Annotated in this window: 16 protein-coding genes; all 16 read right to left on the reverse strand. The window is 57.4% G+C overall.

Annotated features, from left to right (window positions below):
- Window positions 1-132: 132 nt before the first annotated feature.
- The gene (gene rlmB, locus GRPL_RS23075) at window positions 133-864 is read right to left on the reverse strand and encodes a 23S rRNA (guanosine(2251)-2'-O)-methyltransferase RlmB (RefSeq protein ID WP_004857074.1); all 732 of its coding nucleotides are present in this window, start codon (window positions 862-864) and stop codon (window positions 133-135) included.
- A gap of 133 nt (window positions 865-997) precedes the next feature.
- The gene (locus GRPL_RS23070; RefSeq protein WP_032697153.1) at window positions 998-1,774 is read right to left on the reverse strand and encodes an ABC transporter ATP-binding protein; all 777 of its coding nucleotides are present in this window, start codon (window positions 1,772-1,774) and stop codon (window positions 998-1,000) included.
- Complete coding sequence (locus tag GRPL_RS23065; protein WP_032689824.1) at window positions 1,774-2,544, reverse strand: ABC transporter permease; 771 nt, start codon at window positions 2,542-2,544, stop codon at window positions 1,774-1,776. The genes GRPL_RS23070 and GRPL_RS23065 overlap by 1 nt, the downstream gene beginning before the upstream one ends.
- Window positions 2,541-3,548: a taurine ABC transporter substrate-binding protein gene (locus GRPL_RS23060; protein WP_032689826.1), complete on the reverse strand. Its 1,008-nt coding sequence runs from the start codon at window positions 3,546-3,548 to the stop codon at window positions 2,541-2,543. The genes GRPL_RS23065 and GRPL_RS23060 overlap by 4 nt, the downstream gene beginning before the upstream one ends.
- 74 nt (window positions 3,549-3,622) lie before the next feature.
- Window positions 3,623-4,330, reverse strand: a complete 708-nt coding sequence (gene cuyB, locus GRPL_RS23055) for a cysteate racemase (RefSeq protein WP_032698332.1) — start codon at window positions 4,328-4,330, stop codon at window positions 3,623-3,625.
- The gene (cuyA, locus tag GRPL_RS23050; RefSeq protein WP_032698333.1) at window positions 4,323-5,339 is read right to left on the reverse strand and encodes a D-cysteate sulfo-lyase; all 1,017 of its coding nucleotides are present in this window, start codon (window positions 5,337-5,339) and stop codon (window positions 4,323-4,325) included. The genes cuyB and cuyA overlap by 8 nt, the downstream gene beginning before the upstream one ends.
- A gap of 284 nt (window positions 5,340-5,623) precedes the next feature.
- Window positions 5,624-8,080 carry a ribonuclease R gene (rnr, locus tag GRPL_RS23045; RefSeq protein WP_032689829.1) on the reverse strand — a complete coding sequence of 819 codons (2,457 nt, stop codon included), beginning with the start codon at window positions 8,078-8,080 and terminating at the stop codon, window positions 5,624-5,626.
- 38 nt (window positions 8,081-8,118) lie between these two features.
- On the reverse strand, window positions 8,119-8,544 hold the full coding sequence (nsrR, locus tag GRPL_RS23040; protein ID WP_032689830.1) for a nitric oxide-sensing transcriptional repressor NsrR: 426 nt from the start codon (window positions 8,542-8,544) through the stop codon (window positions 8,119-8,121).
- Window positions 8,545-8,771: 227 nt separating this feature from the next.
- A complete protein-coding gene (locus GRPL_RS23035; RefSeq protein WP_004857049.1) occupies window positions 8,772-10,070 on the reverse strand; it encodes an adenylosuccinate synthase in 1,299 nt (432 codons plus the stop codon).
- Window positions 10,071-10,172: 102 nt separating this feature from the next.
- On the reverse strand, window positions 10,173-10,370 hold the full coding sequence (locus GRPL_RS23030) for a DUF2065 domain-containing protein (RefSeq protein ID WP_032689831.1): 198 nt from the start codon (window positions 10,368-10,370) through the stop codon (window positions 10,173-10,175).
- Between the two features lie 220 nt (window positions 10,371-10,590).
- On the reverse strand, window positions 10,591-11,595 hold the full coding sequence (gene hflC, locus GRPL_RS23025; protein WP_032689832.1) for a protease modulator HflC: 1,005 nt from the start codon (window positions 11,593-11,595) through the stop codon (window positions 10,591-10,593).
- A gap of 2 nt (window positions 11,596-11,597) precedes the next feature.
- Window positions 11,598-12,854, reverse strand: coding sequence for an FtsH protease activity modulator HflK (hflK, locus tag GRPL_RS23020; protein WP_004857040.1), 1,257 nt, complete (start codon window positions 12,852-12,854; stop codon window positions 11,598-11,600).
- 65 nt (window positions 12,855-12,919) lie between these two features.
- The gene (hflX, locus tag GRPL_RS23015; protein WP_004857038.1) at window positions 12,920-14,200 is read right to left on the reverse strand and encodes a ribosome rescue GTPase HflX; all 1,281 of its coding nucleotides are present in this window, start codon (window positions 14,198-14,200) and stop codon (window positions 12,920-12,922) included.
- Window positions 14,201-14,454: 254 nt separating this feature from the next.
- A complete protein-coding gene (hfq, locus tag GRPL_RS23010; protein ID WP_004857035.1) occupies window positions 14,455-14,763 on the reverse strand; it encodes an RNA chaperone Hfq in 309 nt (102 codons plus the stop codon).
- Between the two features lie 92 nt (window positions 14,764-14,855).
- The gene (miaA, locus tag GRPL_RS23005; protein ID WP_032689833.1) at window positions 14,856-15,806 is read right to left on the reverse strand and encodes a tRNA (adenosine(37)-N6)-dimethylallyltransferase MiaA; all 951 of its coding nucleotides are present in this window, start codon (window positions 15,804-15,806) and stop codon (window positions 14,856-14,858) included.
- A complete protein-coding gene (gene mutL / locus GRPL_RS23000) occupies window positions 15,799-17,664 on the reverse strand; it encodes a DNA mismatch repair endonuclease MutL (protein ID WP_032698334.1) in 1,866 nt (621 codons plus the stop codon). Before mutL ends, miaA begins: the two co-directional genes overlap by 8 nt.

Genomic DNA, 17,664 nt, shown 5'->3' on the forward strand with positions numbered 1-17,664 from the left:
CAGCCGGGCCTACGGTTCGGTAGAACGGGTAAGGCGCAGCCGGGCCTACGGTTCGGTAGAACGGGCAAGGCGCAGCCGGGCCTACGGCTTCGGTAGGAACGGGTAAGGCGCAGCCGCCACCCGGCAAACATATCAGCTACGCTGGCGCACCGCTTCAAACAGGCAAATCCCGGTAGCGACAGAGACGTTCAATGAAGAGACGCTGCCAGCCATCGGGATACTGATTAACTCATCGCAGTGTTCACGGGTCAGACGACGCATCCCTTCACCTTCCGCCCCCATGACCAGCGCCATCGGGCCGGTCATTTTGCTCTGGAACAGGGTGTGGTCCGCTTCACCCGCGGTACCGACGATCCAGACATTCTCTTCCTGCAGCAGGCGCATGGTGCGCGCGAGGTTGGTGACGCGGATCAGCGGAACATTTTCCGCCGCGCCGCAGGCCACTTTTTTCGCCGTCGCGTTCAGCTGAGCGGAACGGTCGCGCGGTACAATCACCGCGTGTACTCCGGCCGCGTCGGCGCTACGCAGGCAGGCGCCGAGGTTGTGCGGATCGGTGACGCCATCGAGGATCAGCAGGAACGGCTGCTCAAGCGAGGCCAGCAGGTCCGGGAGATCGTTCTCCTGATACTGACGTCCCGGCTTCACCCGGGCAATAATCCCCTGATGCACGGCACCTTCGCTTTTCTCGTCAAGAAACTGACGGTTAGCCACCTGAATCACCACGCCCTGCGCTTCCAGCGCATGGATCAGCGGCAGCAGGCGTTTATCCTCGCGGCCTTTCAGAATATAAACTTCCTGAAAACGCTCTGGAGCGCGCTCGAGCAGGGCCTGCACCGCGTGGATGCCGTAAATCATTTCACTCATTAAAGGTACTCATCTGGGGCGGTATGCGCCGGGTTAATTGGGCCGTGAACCACTTCACTTGCGCCTATTATAACCGACATAGCGTTCAAATCGACTCTTGTCCGATTAAACTGCCCGCCGCCGGGAATCGCGTTTAACCTAAATGCCGTTTTGCCTCCTGGCGCACGCGGTGCAAAACGTGATGCTTAATCTCGCTGTAGCGCGGGTGTTCCGCCAGGGTTTCGATATCCCGTTCACGGCCGAAGGGCAGGACAATCTCTTCGACGATCTTCCCCGGCTTCGCTGACATAATCAGAATACGGTCGGCGAGGAACAGCGCTTCTTCGACATCGTGCGTCACGAACAGCAGCGTGGTACCGGTCGAAAGCCAGGCCTCGCGCAGCAGCTCTTGCATCATCAGCCGGGTTTGCGCATCCAGCGCGCCGAACGGCTCATCCAGCAGCAGCACCTCCGGGCCGGGCAGCCAGGCGCGCGCCAGCGCCACCCGCTGTTTCATGCCGCCGGAGAGCTGCCAGGGAGCGTGATGCTCAAACCCTTTCAGGCCCACGCGCCCCAGCCAGTCCAGCGCCCGCGCGTTGGTCTCTTGTTTGCGGTATTTGCCCAGCCGCGGGCCAAAGGTGACGTTCTCCAGCACCGACAGCCACGGGAACAGATTCGGCTGCTGGAAAATCATGCCGCGATCCGGCCCCGGCGCGCGTACCGGTTTACCGCCCGCCGCCACGCGTCCCCGGTCCGGTTGGGTAAACCCGGCCACCAGGTTGAGAATGGTGGATTTCCCGCAGCCCGAAGGGCCTAACAGGACGACAAATTCCCCTTTATTCAGCGACAGGCTGATATCCTCGAGCACTGTGAACGGCTGCGGCTTAGCCGCAAAGGAGAGCGAGACGTTTTCCAGCGTGATGGCACTCATTATTCTTTCCCCGCCCAGGGCACAAACAGCCGTTGCAGCCCCAGCAGCAATAAATCCAGCAGATAGCCAATCCCGCCCAGCAGCAGAATGCCGAGCATGACGATATCAGTACGCAGATAGGAGCTGGCGTTAATCACCATCCAGCCCAGACCCGAACTGGCCGCCACCATCTCCGCCGCAATCAGCGAAGTCCAGCCGATACCGATCGACAGCCTGACGGTGGTGAAGAGATCGGGTAGCGCATCCGGCAACACCACCCGCAGGAAGATCTGCTGACGCGAGGCGCCGAGGGTTTGCGCTACGCGAATGCGCGATCGGCCAATCCGCTCAACGGCGGCAGAAGCCCCGACCACCACGCTTAAAAAGGTGGCGATAAAGATCAGGAAGAATTTGGACGCTTCGCCGATCCCCAGCCAGACCACGGCCAGCGGGATCAGGGCGATTTTGGGCAGTGGGCGCAGGAACTGCACGAACGGGTTTAACACGGCGGCGAGGCCATCCGACAGCCCCATCAGCAGCCCCAGCGGAATGCCGATGATAATCGCGACCGCAAAGGCGCTGAGGGCACGCGCGAGGCTCACCGCGATATGTTCCCACAGCGGCACCTGGCGATAGCCATCCGCCAGCAGCTCTTCGGTGGTGAGGCCGATATCCGTTAGCGAAGGCAGCAGCAGCGGGTCGACCCACTGCCGCGTCGCCGCGACCTGCCAGACGATAAAGAAAACCGCCACCGAGACGATGCTGATGGCAATATGCTGGCTCAATCTCATTGCGCGGCTACCGCCGCATCGCGGATATAGCGTGAATCAATCGCCGCATCCCAGTTAGCCGGAATGTCGCGTTTGCGGATTTCGCCAATCCCCGCGAGGAAGCCGGAGGTTTTGCTCAGCGCTTTGCCGATACCGCTGTCGGAGGTTTGCGTCCCGTTACCCAGCCATGCCGCCGTCCCCTGCTGGCTCAGCGTGGGGTATTCCAGGCCACCAAGCGTATTCGCCGCGGTGGTCACCGGGGCGCCGACTTCTTTCGCCACGATAGCCGCCGCGCGCTCCGGGTCTTGCTTAAATTCGTCAACCTTTTGCTGGTGAACGCGCAGGAAAGCGGTCACCACCTGCGGATATTGCTCGGCAAAGGCTTTACGCACCACGTAGTTGTTGTAAATCAGGTAGCCATCTTTTTGCAGATCTTTGGTGGCGAAGACCTGATGTCCGCCGGAGGACTCCAGCTCCTGGGCAAACGGCGCCCAGACGTAGCCGGCATCGATATCACCGCGCTTCCAGGCGGCGACCATATCTGCCGGGCGCAGCGGCAGGAGGGTGATCTTGCTGCGGTCCAGTTTGTTGACGTCGATGGCGGCTTCAAGGGCGTATTGCGCCGTCGAATTGGGCGGATAGGCCACGCGCTTGCCTTCGATATCTTTAATGCTGCTGATGCCCTCTTTGCCAATCAGTCGTTCATAGCTGGCAATAACGCCGGAGACGCCAATAATCTCTACCGGCAGTTTTCTGACGATCCCTGCCGCCGCCGGGCTGGAGCCGAAGTTAGCAATATCAATCGCATTGCTGGCGAAATAATTTAACGCATCGGCGCCGGAGGCAAACTGCACCCACTTCACTTTACTGTTTAACGCTTTATCCAGAGAGCCGTCGGCCTTCGCCAGCATTAATACCTGGGAGCCGCCGCTATAAGCCACCCGGACTTCGGCCGGCGTCTCCGCAAAGCTGGCGTTGGCCCATAAACTACCCGCTGCAAGGAATAAGCAGAGAATCTTTTTCATTATATTTACCCTTCGAAAATTCGGACATTTCACGGCCGGACCAATAACCGGACGCAATCGTATTCAGTGATCTCTTAACGGGCCTGCCATAATTGCGAACATCGCTCGGCCAGCGCCTGGGCCGGGTCGAACGTCAGATCAGCAAACGGCGCCTTCACCGCCGCCAGCGCCACGGGAACCTCGGTGCAGGCCAGAATCAGCTTTTGCGCGCCGCGTGCAAACAGCGCGTTGGCCTGGCGCACCAGCAGCTCGCCCCCTTCTTCCAGCGCGCCGCGTTTGACCGCGTAACAGCCGGGGACAAACCACCTGGCCAGCTCCTCCGCCGTCGGCTCAATAACCGCCATCCCCTGCGCCGCCAGCTTGTGCTGATACCAGCCCGCCTCCAGCGTGCCTTGTGTGGCGATAATCCCTACCCGCTGAGGTTGTTCCGCCTGCTGCGCCAGCGCGGTCAGCGTCGCGTCAACGATGTGCAGAATCGGGGCTTCGCTCACCTGACTGAGGGCGTCATACCAGTGATGCGCCGTATTACAGGGGATGGCGATATGGCTGGCCCCCGCCTGATTGAGCTGCTCAATTCCGTGGATAAGCTGCGGCAGCGGCGACGGCCCGCTTCCCGCCAGCGCCTTTTGTCGGTCCGCGATCTGCGGGACGTTCCACACCACCGAAGGGATCTGCTGCTGATCGTTCTGCGCCGGCGTGGCATCAAGCAGGCGCCGCTGAAAATCCAGCGTGGCGAGTGGCCCCATCCCTCCCAGCACGCCGAGCAGAAACGGCTTAGTCATGGCGGGTCTGCGCCTCCAGCAGTTGGCGGTAGCCGAACAGTCCGGCAGAGCCGCCGGTATGGATAAAGACCACGTTCTCATCCTGACGGAAGTGGCCCTGACGAATCAGATCGATAAGCCCGGCCATTCCTTTCGCGGAGTAGACCGGATCCAGCAGAATACCCTCGTGGCGCGCCAGCAGCGTCAGCGCTTCCAGCGTTCCCGCGGTGGGCAGACCGTAGCCCTCGCCGACGTAATCGCTATTGGCCACCACGGCGCTGCGCGGCAGCTCGCCCGCTACGCCCAGCAGATTGAGGGTTCTCGACGCCAGGTTCCAGACGTTCTCTTCCTGCTTCGCCTTCGGCGCGCGCACGCTGATGCCCAGCACCGGAACGTGGCTGTTGGTCGCCGTAAAGCCCGCCACCAGCCCCGCCTGAGTACCGGTGCTGCCCGTGGCGTGGACCACATGGTCGATGCGCAGACGTAGCTGAGATGACTGATACAACAGCTCTTCGGCGCAGGCGACGTAGCCCAGCGCGCCGATGGGGTTAGAGCCGCCGCCGGGAATGATGTACGGATTGTGTCCTTGTTCACGCAGCGTGGCGGCATACTCCTCCATCGCCTGCTGCATATCCGTGCCGCCCGGCAGATGGGCCACGATCTCCCCGCCCAGCAGTTCATCCAGCAGCACATTGCCGGAGCGTTGATAATCCTCGCCAAAATCCGTCACCCGCTGCTCCAGCAGCGCTTTGGCCTGCAGGCCAAGACGCGCGGCGCCGGCAATGGTCTGACGGACATGGTTAGACTGCGTGGCCCCCTGGGTAATCACCACGTCCGCGTTTTTCGCCAGCGCATCCGCCAGTAAAAACTCCAGCTTGCGGGTTTTATTCCCCCCGCTCGCCAGGCCGGTCGCATCATCGCGTTTTATCCATATTTTTGGCCCGCCTAATAATTTCGACAAATTATCCAGCGGCTCAAGCGGGGTCGGAAAATGACCAAGTGACACACGGGGAAAACGGGCCAGATGCATATATGCTCCTTGCACATAAAAGGGGGGGATCAAAAGTAAAATCCACTATACACAGGGGAAAAATATGGCTAATCAAAAAGAATAAATAACGATTGCTGAAAACAGACTAAGCAGGAAATACGCGGGGAAGGGAGCAATATCTATTCTGTTGTGGAATGACTTAAGGCAAAAAAGAATAACCCCCTCCGGCTGGAAGGGGTTATTTATCCGTCATACTTCGGGTTGCCGGTACGCTACGATGCGCGTTTCCCCTGCTACCCAAATGATTGAGGGGCCGGAGGCGCTTACTCCGCGACTTTTTTCTTCGCCGCGCGCTTCGCCTTCGTCGCCGCCGCTATTTTTTGCGTCTTGGCCGACGGCTTTTTCGCGCCCTTCTCTTTCTTCGCTTTCGCCGGTTTCGGTTTGCCCTTATCACCACGGAAAGCGCTGTCTGGCTCGAAGTTCACCTGCTTGCCCGCCTGACGGCGACGGCCGGACGGTTTGCCTGCATTATTGCTGGCACCATTGGCCTTCTTCGTCTTCTCCCGGGCGGTCTTGCCGACGTTGCGCGGTCCACGCTCGCTGGAGATCAGCGAGAAGTCGATTTTACGTTCGTCCATGTTGACCGCTTCGACGCGGACTTCCACGCGATCGCCCAGACGATACGTCTGGCCGCCGGATTCACCGATCAGACGCTGCCCGACCTGATCGAAACGATAGTAGTCGTTATCCAGCGAGGAGACGTGCACCAGACCATCGATAAACAGCTCATCCAGACGCACGAAGAAACCAAAACCGGTAACGCTGGCAATCACCCCTTTAAAGACGTTACCCACCTGATCGAGCATAAAGTCACACTTCAGCCAGTCAGAAACTTCGCGGGTGGCTTCATCGGCACGCCGTTCGGTCATCGAACAGTGCGCGCCCAGCTGCAGCATCTCATCCATGCTGTAGTGCCAGCCGCCGGTTTCGGTGCTGTTGCCTTTATGGCCCTGCTCTTTCGCCAGCAGATACTTAATAGCACGGTGCAACGACAGGTCCGGGTAACGACGAATCGGTGAAGTGAAGTGCGCGTAGGACTGCAGCGCCAGGCCAAAGTGGCCGCGGTTCTCCGGGTCGTATATCGCCTGCTTCATCGAACGCAGCAGCATGGTTTGCAGCATTTCATGATCCGGACGATCGGCAATTGAGGTCAGCAGCTCAGCGTAATCACGCGGCTCTGGTTTATTGCCGCCAGGCAGCTCCAGCCCCAGCTCCGCCAGTACGGAACGGAATGCGGTAATCGCTTCAGTGCTCGGCTTATCGTGGATACGGAACAGCGCCGGCTCCAGCGCCTTCTCAACAAAGCGTGCGGCGGAGATGTTCGCCAGAATCATGCACTCTTCGATCAGTTTGTGCGCATCGTTACGCTGCGTCTGCTCAATGCGCTCAATGCGGCGTTCAGCGTTAAAGATAAACTTCGCTTCTTCGCTCTCGAAGGAGATCCCGCCGCGTTCTTCACGGGCGCTATCCAGCACTTTATAAAGCGCATGCAGCTCTTCGATATGTTTCACCAGCGGCGCATAGTGCTCACGCAGCTCCTGGTCACCCTGCAGCATATGCCACACCTTGGTGTAGGTCAGCCGCGCGTGTGAGCTCATCACCGCTTCATAGAACTTGTAGCCGGTCAGGCGTCCCTTGGACGAAATGGTCATCTCGCAAACCATGCACAGGCGATCGACCTGCGGGTTCAGGGAACATAAGCCGTTGGAGAGCACTTCCGGCAGCATCGGTACGACCTGGGACGGGAAGTAGACCGAAGTACCGCGGCTGCGTGCTTCAGCGTCCAGCGGTGTCCCGGGACGCACATAGTAGCTGACGTCGGCAATCGCCACCCACAGGCGCCAGCCGCCGCCGCGTTTTTTCTCGCAGTAAACGGCGTCATCAAAGTCGCGGGCATCTTCGCCATCGATAGTCACCAGCGGCAGGTCGCGTAAATCCACGCGGCCCGCTTTCGCCTCTTCCGGCACCTGCTCTTTCAGCACCGAAACCTGTTTCTCTACCGCCGGCGGCCAGGTGTAAGGGATTTCATGGGTACGCAGCGCCATGTCAACCGCCATGCCGGTGCCCATATTATCCCCCAGCACTTCGACGATTTTACCGATCGCTTTAGTACGTCGGGTCGGACGCTGGGTCAGCTCCACGACCACCACGAAGCCCATGCGCGCGCCCATTACCTCTTCCGGCGGGATCAGGATGTCAAAGCTCAGACGGCTGTCATCCGGTACGACAAAGCCCACGCCGGCGTCGGTGAAATAGCGACCGACAATCTGGCTGGTTTTTGGCACCAGAATGCGCACTACGCGCGCTTCGCGGCGGCCTTTACGGTCCGCGCCCAGCGGCTGCGCAAGGATCTGATCGCCATGGATGCACATTTTCATCTGCTCGGAAGAGAGATAAAGGTCATCTTTACGCCCTTCGACGCGCAGGAAGCCATAGCCGTCGCGGTGGCCGATAACGGTGCCTTTGAGCAGGTCGAGACGCTCAGGCAATGCGTAGCACTGGCGGCGGGTAAAGACCAGCTGCCCGTCACGCTCCATGGCGCGCAGGCGGCGTCGCAGCCCCTCGAGTTGTTCTTCTCCTTCGATATTCAGTTCTGTCGCCAGCTCGTCGCGACTGGCCGGTTTTTCACGTTTTGCTAAATGATCGAGGATAAATTCCCGGCTTGGGATTGGATTCGCATACTTTTCAGCTTCGCGTTCCTGGAAAGGATCTTGTGACATGTCGGTTCCTCCGTTGTCATCTCTGATGAGAGTTTATGTCACTCCACCAGTAATAATTTATAAAGCGGTTGATTTTCTTCAACCAAATCAGCCAGCGTGTAGTTATCTAGTTCCTTGAGAAAACTTTGCGCAGCTTCAGCCAGCGCCTTTTTCAGGCGACAGGCGGGGGTAATATGGCAAAATTCGCTGCTGCAGTTGACCAGCGACAGCGGTTCCAGATCGCGGACGACATCGCCAACCCGAATGGTTTTCGCCGGCTTACCCAGGCGAATCCCCCCGTTCTTACCCCGCACGGCCATTACATAGCCAGCACGACTTAACTGATTGATTATTTTTACCATATGATTACGGGAAACGCCGTAAACCTCCGTCACTTCGGAGATACTCGTCATTCTTCCTTCCGGCAACGAGGCCATATAAATCAGCGCCCGTAATCCGTAATCCGTGAAACTCGTTAACTGCACATCAACCTCAGGGTAAGGGGGAAAGCGGCATACACTCATCATTCAGGTCACTGCTGCGTTGTGCGATCGGCCGCATCCTGAAAGCTGGTGTGTATTAATCCTCGGGTAAGACCGTATTGATACTGTATTGATGATAAACCAGCCAGCGCTCAGGCCGCTAATTTATTTGAAATGGGGCGGGTGAACAGCAAAAACAAGGGGCGCCTTAGCGGCGCCCCAGGAGATGATTATGCGTCAAACGGATCGCGCAGAATCATCGTCTCAGAACGGTCGGGACCGGTAGAGATGATATCAACCGGCACGCCGGTCAGCTCTTCAATGCGCGCGATATAATTCAGCGCTGCCTGCGGCAGACCGCTGCGCGTTTTCACACCGAAGGTGGTTTCAGACCAGCCCGGCATGGTTTCATAAATCGGCTCAATGCCTTCCCAGTTGTCAGCAGCCAGCGGAGTGGTCGTCACTTCGCGGCCGTCCGGCAGACGGTAGGCAACGCAGAGTTTCACTTCTTTCAGGCCGTCCAGAACGTCCAGCTTGGTCAGGCAGAAGCCAGACAGGGAGTTGATCTGCACCGCGCGACGGATCGCAACGATATCCAGCCAGCCGGTACGACGACGACGGCCGGTAGTGGCGCCGAACTCGTTACCCTGCTTGCACAGGAACTCGCCGATATCATCAAACAGCTCAGTCGGGAACGGACCTGCGCCGACGCGAGTCGAGTAGGCTTTGATGATTCCCAGAACGTAATCCACGTAACGCGGACCCAGGCCGGAACCGGTCGCCACGCCACCTGCGGTGGTGTTAGACGAGGTCACGTACGGATAGGTACCGTGGTCGATATCCAGCAGAGTCCCCTGCGCGCCTTCGAACATCACGAAGTCGCCGCGCTTACGCGCCTGATCCAGCAGATCGGAAACATCGACAACCATCGCCGTCAGAATGTCGGCAATCGCCATGACATCATCCAGCACTTTCTGATAGTCAACCGCTTCTGCTTTGTAGAAGTTCACCAGCTGGAAGTTGTGATATTCCATCACTTCTTTCAGTTTGACAGCGAAGGTTGCTTTATCAAACAGGTCACCAACGCGCAGACCGCGGCGTGCGACTTTATCTTCGTAAGCCGGGCCGATGCCGCGACCGGTGGTACCGATAGCTTTCGCACCACGTGCTTTCTCACGCGCAACGTCCAGCGCGACATGATAATCGAGGATAAGCGGACAGGCTTCGGACAGCAGCAGACGCTCACGAACAGGGATACCACGGTCTTCCAGACCTTTCATCTCTTTCATCAGCGCAGCCGGAGACAGCACGACACCGTTACCGATGATGCTGGTGACATTCTCGCGAAGAATACCTGATGGAATAAGATGGAGGACGGTTTTTTCACCGTTGATTACGAGAGTATGGCCTGCGTTGTGGCCACCCTGGTAGCGCACAACATATTTAGCCCGTTCAGTCAGGAGATCGACGATCTTCCCTTTACCTTCGTCACCCCATTGGGTGCCCAGTACGACGACGTTGTTACCCATTTTTCAAAATCACCGTTTGCTTAAAAATGGATTCTACCATCGCTTTTTCAGAGTTACAGCACTTTTTGCAGGCAATTCCAGGCAAGTCTGACCACTTTTTGATCAAGCCAGCGATTTCGTCAACATGTAGTAGATGACAAACCCGGCAACCACAAGACCACCGCCAAAACGGCGTAATAAATTATCCGGCAGCTGGCTCATTGTCGCGACCATCCGACGCCAGGCGCGCGGATAAAGCAGTGGCCCGAGCCCTTCGAGTACTAAAACCAGCGCCAGTGCCAGCCAGATTGTTGCGTTCATTATTGACCCTTAGAAAGAAAGCTCGTCCCCGCCCACAAGAGGCATTGACGGGAGAGCAGTGCGGAAACAGACCTTTTGCGGCATTGTCCGGTATTTCACGTTCATTATGAACTGGTATCGCACAAAAATGCCCATAACTTATTGTGTTAAAAGTTATTTATAAAACTGCACCTATAAAAAAGGCGCCTTTCTCAAGGCGCCTTTTTACTCACAATATCACTTACTTGCGAACTGAGTCCGGCGATTTCATATAGCGGAAGAAATCGCTGTCCGGGCTGAGAACCATCACGTCCTGATTGCTCTGGAAGCTATTCTCATAGGCGCGCAGGCTACGGATAAAGGCATAGAAGCCCGGATCCTGGCTAAATGCATCGGCAAACAGCTTCGCGGCATCCGCATCACCTTCACCACGCATGATACGGCCCTGACGTTCCGCTTCAGCCAGCGTCTTGGTGACTTCATAGTCCGCCGTTGCGCGCAGCTTCTCAGCCTCTTCCTGGCCCTGTGAACGATGACGACGCGCTACCGCTTCACGCTCGGCGCGCATACGGTTGTAAATCGCTTCGGACACTTCAGCCGGCAGGTTGATCTGCTTGATACGTACGTCGACAACTTCAATACCCAGCGCCGCCATACTGTTCGGGTTAATAACCGGCACCTTACCGTTGGTTTCTGCCGATACGCGCTCTGCCGCTTTAGCGATAGCATCGTCGGCCGCCGGCGTACTGACTTCATCTTCTGTACCCGCTGAACCGGAGTTCAACGCATCACGCACTTCCAGCGTCAGACGACCGCGGGAATCGGTGACGATATCCTTCACGTCCAGGCGACCAATTTCGGAACGCAGACGGTCAGAGAACTTACGCTTCAGCAGTACTTCGGCCTGGGAGACGTCGCCGCCGCCGGTTGCCAGGTAGTAGCGGCTGAAGTCGCTGATACGCCATTTGATGTAGGAGTCAACGATCAGGTCTTTCTTCTCTTTGGTAACAAAGCGATCGGCCTGGTTGTCCATGGTCTGAATGCGCGCATCCAGCATTTTCACTGATTCAATAAACGGGAGCTTGAAGTGCAGACCCGGAGAATAGACCAGCGGTTTGTTTTCACTATCGCGGAGAACTTTACCAAAGCGCAGCGTAATCCCACGCTCGCCTTCTTTGACGACAAAGATCGACATGTAAAGCACTACCAGCACGATGACAATTATCGCAATAACAGATTTACGCATCGTTATTCCCCCTGACGCTGGTAGTCGTTACGCTGCGCGTTAGCGCGGCGTTGGTCCATAATGTTGCCGTCCGTGGTGGTCGGCGTGGTGCTGGCACTGCTTGAGCTGGATGCAGGCGGCAGACGCAGCAGATCGCTCGCGCCACTGCTACCGCTCTTTGCCGCCGGAGCACCGGCGCCTTTCAGCATCTGGTCCAGAGGCAGAACCATCAGGTTGCCGCCCTTATCGTTCACCAGCACTTTACGGGTATGGCTCAGCACTTTTTCCATGCTTTCGATATACAGACGTTCACGGGTGATTTCCGGCGCAGCTTTATACTCAGGCAGGATCTTCGCAAAGCGCGCAACTTCACCCTGTGCTTCAAGAACAGTCTGAGTTTTGTACGCACGCGCCTCTTCAAGGATACGCTGCGCCTGACCATTGGCTCGCGGCTGAACTTCGTTGGTATAAGCTTCGGCTTCACGGATGTATTGCTGCTCGTTCTCACGCGCCGCAATCGCATCATCAAATGCCGCCTTCACTTCTTCCGGCGGACGCGCCGTCTGGAAGTTGACGTCCAGCAGGGTGATCCCCATGTTGTACGGGCGAATCGTCTCTTCCAGCTCACGCTGGGTATCGCTACGAATAACGGTACGACCTTCGGTCAAAATGCGGTCCATGGTGTACTTGCCGATTACGCCGCGCAGGGCGCTGTCGGTTGCCTGACGCAGGCTATCGTCCGCGCTGGCCACGCTAAACAGGTAGCGCTCAGGATCGGTCACACGATACTGGACGTTCATCTCAACGCGCACGACGTTTTCATCGGACGTCAGCATGACGCCAGAAGCCGCCAGTTCACGTACCGACTCAACGTTAACGGCCTGAACGTTATCGATAAAGGTTGGCTTCCAGTTAAGACCTGGCTCAACCAGATGGCTGAATTTACCAAAGCGAGTGACCACACCACGTTCAGCTTCCTTGATGGTATAGAAACCGCTGGCAGCCCAGATAATAACCGCAGCCGCCGCCACGATGCCGACAATGCGTCCGCCCATCGGGCCGCGTGGTCCCTGAGAGCTGCTACCGCTCCCCTGGCCCCCTTTACCGCCACCGAGACCGCCAAGTTTTTTACTTAACTTGCGGAAGATATCATCCAGATCGGGCGGCCCCTGCTCGCGACCACCTTTATTGCCATTTCCCCCGGAGTTGCCGCCTTGGTTATTGCTGCTCCCCCACGGGTCGCGGTCCTGTCCGTTATTACCGGGCTGATTCCACGCCATGTATATGCTCCATATTTGTTTTTGATATCCCCACAGGGGTTAATATCTTCAGGCAAGCTGCAAGGTCAAATCACGTAATCAACCAGCGCTGGCTCTTGTTTACAGAGGCGACGCCAGTCAACGATCGGCATGCGCACCTGCAGACCCACGCTGCCGTCATCCTCCAGCCACTCTTTTTCTATCGCCTGAAGCTGATAGAACCGACTTCTCAGTCGCCCTTCCTGTGGCGGTAGACGCAACGTGTGCTGCGCTACTTCACCGGAAAGCCGTTCCGTCAAAGCCTGAAAAAGCAGTGGTACGCCAACCCCGGTCTGGGCGGAGAGCCAGACCCGAATCGGTTTATTCTCTTCATCTCTATCGATACGCGGTTCAAAATCATCCAGCATGTCGATTTTGTTCATCACCAGCAGCATCGGGATCTCATCGGCCTCAATTTCCGCCAGGACCGTATTTACTGCATCAATGTTTTCCTGCACCCGAACATCGGCTGCATCAATCACGTGCAGCAGCAGCGTCGCCTGACGCGTCTCCTGCAAAGTGGCTTTAAACGCCGCGACCAGATCGTGCGGCAGATGGCGAATAAAGCCAACGGTATCCGCCAGCACGGTCTCGCCCACATCGGTAACATCAATGCGGCGCAGCGTCGGATCCAGCGTCGCGAACAGCTGGTTCGCAGCGTAGACCTCGGCTTCCGTTATCTGGTTGAACAGCGTTGATTTTCCGGCGTTGGTGTATCCCACCAGCGAGACGGTTGGAATATCGGCTTTGGCTCGTGACCGCCGTCCTTGCTCACGCTGTTTTGACACTTTCTCCAGCCGCGACAGGATCTGCATGATCCGATTGCGCAGGAGTCGACGGTCAGTTTCGAGCTGGGTTTCACCCGGGCCGCGCAAACCAATCCCGCCTTTCTGTCTTTCAAGGTGGGTCCAGCCGCGAACCAGGCGCGTGGCCATATGGCGCAGCTGTGCCAGCTCAACCTGCAGTTTCCCTTCATGGGTACGCGCGCGCTGGGCAAAAATATCTAAGATAAGACCTGTGCGATCGATAACCCGGCATTCGCATAAGCGCTCCAGATTTCGTTCCTGAGCCGGGCTCAGGGCATGATCGAACAGCACGACTGACGCGCCGGTCGCTTTTACGGCTTCCGCAATTTCGACAGCCTTACCTTCACCAACAAAATATTTTGGGTGCGGTGCTTTACGGCTACCGGTAATCACCTGCATTGCTTCGACACCGGCAGAGGAGACCAGGGATTCAAACTCCTGAAGGTCTTCCATATCTTTGTCTTGCGAAAAATAGATGTGTACCAGCACCGCCTGCTCACCGGCATCATAACGGTCAAACAAGCGTAAACCCCTTATAAAATACCAGCGGGGAACACAGTTACCCGTTGTCTTTCAGGTCGCATGGACGTTGGCTTTCTTGCCCGACTCTGGCCGGGCCGCCACACGCGTCGTTCAAATCTGCCCCTGGCAAATTTGTTATTCACCCCAGTCATTTACTTACGCAAATGGCTGGGGAGTCACTACGCGCCGCCTTTCTGCAACCTGAAACGCATCGAATAAACCTGGCTCCCCGGCATGGAAAAACAGCATCAACCTTATTCGGTGTCTTCGCTGTCTTGCTGCGGCGCAGATGAACCCTGCGCGCTACCACCGTGGTGATAGTTGCTTGTACCGCCGCCAGCATTATTGCTGTGGTGAGACACCGGGCGAGACGGGACAACAGTAGAAATTGCGTGCTTGTAGACCATCTGGCTGACCGTGTTTTTCAACAGGATCACGAACTGATCGAAAGACTCAATTTGCCCTTGCAGCTTAATACCATTCACCAAATAAATAGAAACCGGAACGCGTTCCCGACGCAAAGCGTTCAGGAACGGATCTTGTAAAGATTGCCCCTTAGCCATTCTCTCTTTTCCTTATATGTATGCTTGTTTTGTACTCAGAACCTTACGATTCTTAAAAAAAATTACGCACGATACCGTTTAATTGTACACGTTCAGTCCTGGCTCGCACCAACTACCTGTAATACTTTGTTGAGCGCCTGTTCAGGATGTTCACTATCTAACCAGTGAATATCTTCCCAGCCGCGTAACCAGGTAATCTGACGTTTCGCTAACTGTCTCGTGGCGCAAACACCTCGATAAACCATTTCATCATACGGGATCTCGCCATCAAGATATGACCACATCTGGCGGTATCCGACACAACGAATGGAAGGCATATCCGTATGCAAATCTCCGCGGGCAAAAAGCGCCCGTACTTCTGCTTCAAAACCCGAAGCCAACATCTGATGAAAACGCTGCTCTATGCGTTGATGGAGCAGTTCACGGCTCGCCGGGGCGATGGCGAACTGATGCACCTGGTACGGCAGAGCGTCTCCTGACGTTTGCGTCAGTTCCGTTAAAGTTTTACCCGAAATGAAAAAAACTTCCAGTGCCCGGGAAAGTCTTTGCGGATCATTTGGATGAATACGCGCGGCGGCAACGGGATCGATCTCCTGTAGCTGCCGGTGCAATGCGTGCCACCCCTGCTCTGCTGCCTGCTGCTCAATTTTAGCCCTGACCTGTGGATCCGCCGACGGTAACGGCGACAATCCTTCCAGCAACGCTTTGAAATACAACATCGTTCCGCCAACCAGTAGCGGAATACGCCCGGCTGCGACGATCTCCGCCATTTCAGCCAGCGCATCGCGGCGAAAATCCGCCGCGGAATAAGCCTCTGCCGGATCGCGAATGTCCAGCAGCCGATGCGGCGCAGCGCTCAGCTCCGCGGCATCTGGCTTGGCAGTGCCAATATCCATTCCTCGATAGATAAGGGCGGAATCAACACTAATCAACTCTACCGGTAAAATTTTACGCAAAGCAATCGCCAGGGCGGTTTTACCGGAGGCCGTCGGGCCCATTAAAAATATTGCCTTAGGCAGGCTCGCCGTGGTGGTATCACTCATCTTTCAGGGCAGTCATCGCCGAATGTAAATCAACAGGTTGTAACAGACCACCCGGCGGCGCTTTTACCAGCTGCGGGCACAAACGTTCAACGTCGGCCAGCACGGTAATCGCCTGCGCCATATTCCACTGCGCATGTTCGCTCGCCAGATTACGCGCGATCCACTGCGCGATGTTGCCGACGTCGAATGCCTTTTGCTGCGCCAGGTAGCCTATCAGTTCAGGAATCAAGATTTGTAAATTTTGTTGTCTTAAGGGTAAAGGCACGGCGCGAACCGTTAAATGTTGCGCGTCAGACTGCAGATCGATACCCAGTAACGCCAGCGCCGACTGCGCTTTATCCAGCGCCGCTTTCTCCGCAGCGGACGCTTTCAGCCGCAGCGGGATCAGCAGCGGCTGAGCGCACACCGGCTCTACCTCCGGCGTCAGCTGCGCCTGCCGCAGCCAGCGTTCGGCAACCGGCAACGACAGCAGCGCCAGCTTGCCGTCTCGTTCCAGCAGCGCGCAATCACCAGCAACGATAGTCAGTACGCGGCCAAAGCTTTGGCTGTGCCCGGATAGCCCCTCCGCTGCAGGTGCCGGTGCGCTGCTTTTGCGTTCCACCGCCGGTGTTTCCAGCAGCTGGCGATAGAGCGCCCCCTGCTGTTTCTGATAGCCGGGCTGCGCATGCGGCCAGCTGGCCGCGCCCGCAGCAGCGGCTCCCGGAGACGGGCGCGGCGCCTCGCTACTATAGCGCGGTGCCGCGGGCTCACGAGCCGCCGCCGGCTGGGCAAAGTGGTTGCCGCCCGCCGCCACCCGGTTTTCCGGAACCGTCGGGCGCAGCGGCTCCGCTTCGTGTTCTTCTGCCAGCGGGGCGTTAAGCTGCTGCTGGAGCACGCTCAATACGCCCTGATAGATAAAGTCATGCACCAGACGCGACTGGTGGAAACGGACTTCATGCTTCGCCGGGTGGACGTTGACATCCACCTGGTGCGGATCGATCTCCAGATAAAGCACAAATGCCGGCTGCTGGTCGGCTCCCAGCTTATCTTCGCAGGCCTGACGAATCGCATGATTAATTAAACGATCGCGCATCATGCGACCATTGACGTAGCAATACTGAATTTCCGCCAGCGTCGGGTTGGTATGTAAAGGATCGGCCACCCAGCCGCGCAGGGTCAGATCGCCATGCTGCCACTCGATCGCCAGGGCATGTTCGAGAAACGGCATGCCGCAGATCGCGCCCAGCCGCCGTTCGCGCTGACCGCCCTCAGGCACCGCACGATACTGACGCACCGCTTTGCCGTTATGGCTGAGGTTAATGGTGACGTCAAAACGCGCCAGCGCAATGCGTCTGACGATTTCATCGATGTGGCCAAACTCGGTCTTTTCGGTACGCATAAACTTGCGCCGCGCCGGGGTGTTGTAAAACAGATCCAGCACTTCCAGCGTGGTCCCAACCGGATGCGCCGCCGGTTTGACGGTCACCTCCTGATCGCGCCCCTCGGCGTAGGCCTGCCAGGCCTCCTGCTGTTCCGCAGTGCGGGAAGTCAGCGTCAGTCGGGCAACCGAGCTGATACTGGCCAGCGCCTCGCCGCGAAAACCGAGGCTGATAATCGCTTCCAGGTCGTCGAGCGTGGCAATTTTACTGGTGGCATGACGGGCCAGCGCCAGCGCCAGCTCGTCCTTTTTGATCCCACAGCCGTTATCGCGAATGCGGATAAGCTTTGCGCCGCCGCGCTCGATATCAATATCAATTCGCGTCGCGCCAGCGTCGAGACTGTTTTCTACCAGCTCCTTCACCACCGACGCCGGACGTTCCACCACCTCACCTGCGGCAATCTGGTTGGCGAGCTGCGGCGGTAGAACCTGAATCGGCAT

The organism is Klebsiella planticola ATCC 33531 (genome assembly GCF_000735435.1).
GTDB classification, from domain to species: Bacteria; Pseudomonadota; Gammaproteobacteria; order Enterobacterales; family Enterobacteriaceae; genus Klebsiella; species Klebsiella planticola.